Origin of the sequence: Sulfurimonas sp. (assembly GCF_028694895.1) — a bacterium.
Lineage (GTDB): Bacteria > Campylobacterota > Campylobacteria > Campylobacterales > Sulfurimonadaceae > Sulfurimonas.
Genome location: NZ_JAQVKA010000154.1, coordinates 1 through 2,734, shown reverse-complemented (window position 1 = coordinate 2,734; position 2,734 = coordinate 1). Strand labels below are relative to the sequence as shown.

The 2,734-nt window shown below is 31.9% G+C and carries 4 protein-coding genes; 1 reads left to right on the top strand and 3 read right to left on the bottom strand.

What is annotated here, in order from left to right; genetic code table 11:
• The 3 genes from PHI38_RS10175 to PHI38_RS10165 form a co-directional block, all read right to left on the bottom strand.
• Positions 1-962, bottom strand: a 962-nt coding sequence (locus PHI38_RS10175) for a nitrate- and nitrite sensing domain-containing protein (RefSeq protein ID WP_299855767.1), incomplete at its 3' end; no start/stop codon positions are given.
• A 3-nt stretch (positions 963-965) separates the two neighbouring features.
• Complete coding sequence (locus PHI38_RS10170) at positions 966-1,331, bottom strand: response regulator (protein WP_299855766.1); 366 nt, start codon at positions 1,329-1,331, stop codon at positions 966-968.
• A complete protein-coding gene (locus PHI38_RS10165; RefSeq protein WP_299855764.1) occupies positions 1,328-2,431 on the bottom strand; it encodes an HD domain-containing phosphohydrolase in 1,104 nt (367 codons plus the stop codon). The genes PHI38_RS10170 and PHI38_RS10165 overlap by 4 nt, the downstream gene beginning before the upstream one ends.
• A gap of 178 nt (positions 2,432-2,609) precedes the next feature.
• Here PHI38_RS10165 and PHI38_RS10160 point away from each other — a divergent pair.
• Positions 2,610-2,734, top strand: a 125-nt coding sequence (locus PHI38_RS10160; RefSeq protein WP_277059650.1) for an FAD-dependent oxidoreductase, incomplete at its 3' end; no start/stop codon positions are given.

Below are 2,734 nucleotides of genomic sequence, written 5' to 3'. Positions count from 1 at the left end.
AGAGTTATACTAATAAGTGTGATAATTCCGATTATCCAAAAGAGAGTTAGTAGTGCTAACTTATAAAAAATAGTGTTTAGTTCGCCATCTATTGCTCTATTTACATGTGCAAAAAGATTTTTCTCTACCTTATTCAAAAGATTTATAGTTTGAGAAGATTGCTCAAACCAATAATCTGAGTCTGTTTTAAAGCCTTGCTTGCTATCAACATCAGCAATTGCAAGCTTGATAATAGCAAATGTATTATCTATATAACTGCCTTTAAAAACCTCTTTAAACTGTTTTAAAAACTCATCAGATACACTATTTTTAAATATATTGAGATTGTGATTGTAGTTTTTAAAAGCTCCTTTCATGGTTGCATAATCGTTTGTAGAGAGTTTATTCTCTATAAAAACTCTAGTCAAAGTAGCTCGAATAATCCCAAGAGACTCTTTGGCGCTGGATAGATAGACTAAAGCTTGCACAAAATTTCTGTTTTCTCTATCATTCATAAAAGTTGGAATAGTTGCAATATAATAGAGAAGTGACTCAATCTTTTGTGAGTAGTAGTTTTGCATGTTAGTTGTATTTTGATTATGTAAATCAATATTTTTTCTATCTATTTCTATCTCATTTAGCAGCTTTAATAAATTTTCATCTTTAGAAAAGTGATTTTTTTTGTATATATCTCTTGCTTCATTTATGGCTTCATTTAAATTTTTTTTTGCTAAGAGTAGTTTTGAATCTACTTTATCTAAGCTCTCTTTTGCTAAAAAACCACTACTTAAACCTCTCTCTATCTGCATATAGTGGATAACTTTTGATATAACACTTGATTCCAAGATATAGCGTTTTGTAAGCTCATAATTCCTTTTCTCATTTAGGTTCTGTGAGAGAATCATAAGGGAGATTATTATTGTTAAGAATATTAGTGCAATGGAAAGAGATAGAAGTTTATATTTAATATTTAAAAAATTCATAATTTAGACTAAAAGAGATATTTCTAATATTTTATGCAATTCCATCATATCTATTGGCTTAGATATATAGCCATTAAATCCAGCCATCAGCAATTTTTCTTTGTCGCCTTGTATGGCAAAAGCAGTTACTGCAATAGTTGGTGTTTGTAACTGTAGTTCATCTTTTATCTTCTTTATGAATGTATAACCATCCATAATTGGCATATTTATATCGCTTAAAATTAAATCAAAAGAGTTTGTTTGTAGCATTTCATAGGCTTCTTGCCCATTGTTTGCTGTTACTATCTCTACATCTGGATATGATATTTTTATCATCTCTTCAAGTACGATGAGGTTAAACTCTTCATCTTCAACTAGTAAAAATTTCATCTATACTCCTCTATTAGGTTGATTAAATGTGGTGTTTCATCGACATCTGTAAAACTATCTCTTATCTCTAAAAATTTATCTAAGTTATCAATAAAAAGATTTAGCAATATTGGGTCAAAATGGGTTCGAGCTCCATCTTTCATAATCTCTATGGTCTTCTCTAGTGGGAAAGCATCTTTATAAATTCTTTTTGATGATAAAGCATCAAATACATCAACAATTGATACTATTCTTGCGTATATATGTATCTCCTCACCCTTAAGACCTAATGGATAACCAGAACCATCATATTTTTCATGATGCTGTTGTGCAATAATTTGCCCAGCTTTTATAATAGGGTATCTCTCTCCATCTTTAAGCATTAATCCGCCGATAGTAGTATGCTCTTTCATTAGCTTAAACTCTTTGTCATCGAGCTTTCCATGCTTTAGTAAAATTGCATCAGGAATCCCTATTTTACCAATATCATGCAGTGGAGAAGAGTATAGAAGTAGTCTCTCCTGCTCCTCGTCCATGCCAGAGAGTTTTCCTAACAGTGCAGAGTAGTGGCTGATTCGCTTGATGTGCATACCTGTTTCTAAATCTCTATACTCACTAGCCATACCAAGCCTTAGAGATACTTCATACTCCGTCTCTTGAGCAAGTTGGAGTGCTACATGTAGTTGAGCTGTTCTCTGAATAACCAATTTATCTAAATTTTTGTTCAACTCCTCAAGCGCTACTTGACTCTTATGAAGTTTTGTATAGTTTAATGTTCGCAGTTTTAACTCTACTGTATCGACTGGTTTTGCTAAAAAATCATTTGCGCCAAGCGCTAAGGCTCTGTTTTTCTCTTCAGAGTTTGCAGTCACAATAATTACTGGAATTTTTGAGTAAATGGGGTCTTTTTTTACTTTTTCTAGCATTGCAAAGCCATCCATTACAGGCATTCTAAGGTCTAGGAGTATAACATTTGCATTTATATGTTGAAGTTTGTCTAAAGCATCTTGCCCGTTTATAGCCTTAATTAGGTTCATATTTTCTATATCCATAAACGCTAGTTCTATTAAATCTAAGTTAAATGGCTCATCATCAACAGCAAGAACAGTAATAGTATTCATACTTCTAACCCCACATATAATCTTTTTGAAATTGTAATCAAATCTATATTAATTCTGAATTACTCAATTTAACAAAACCTGTTAGATTTATCTTTAGCTACTACATGTAACGCTGAGAGATTTTAAAAACTTCTAGCTATAATTTTAAAAATTGTTTATACAAATATATGGAACTAATATGAATTATGATGTAATTATTATCGGTGGCGGTCATGCGGGGGTTGAGGCTTCTTTGGCATCTGCTAGAATGGGAAATAAAACTCTGCTTATCTCAATGCTCGCTGAAAATGTTGGAGCTACAAG

Coding starts and splice junctions, on each gene's coding strand:
- PHI38_RS10170 (WP_299855766.1), bottom strand. CDS start 1,331: ATGAAATTTTTACTAGTTGAAGATGAAGAGTTTAACCTCATCGTACTT.
- PHI38_RS10165 (WP_299855764.1), bottom strand. CDS start 2,431: ATGAATACTATTACTGTTCTTGCTGTTGATGATGAGCCATTTAACTTA.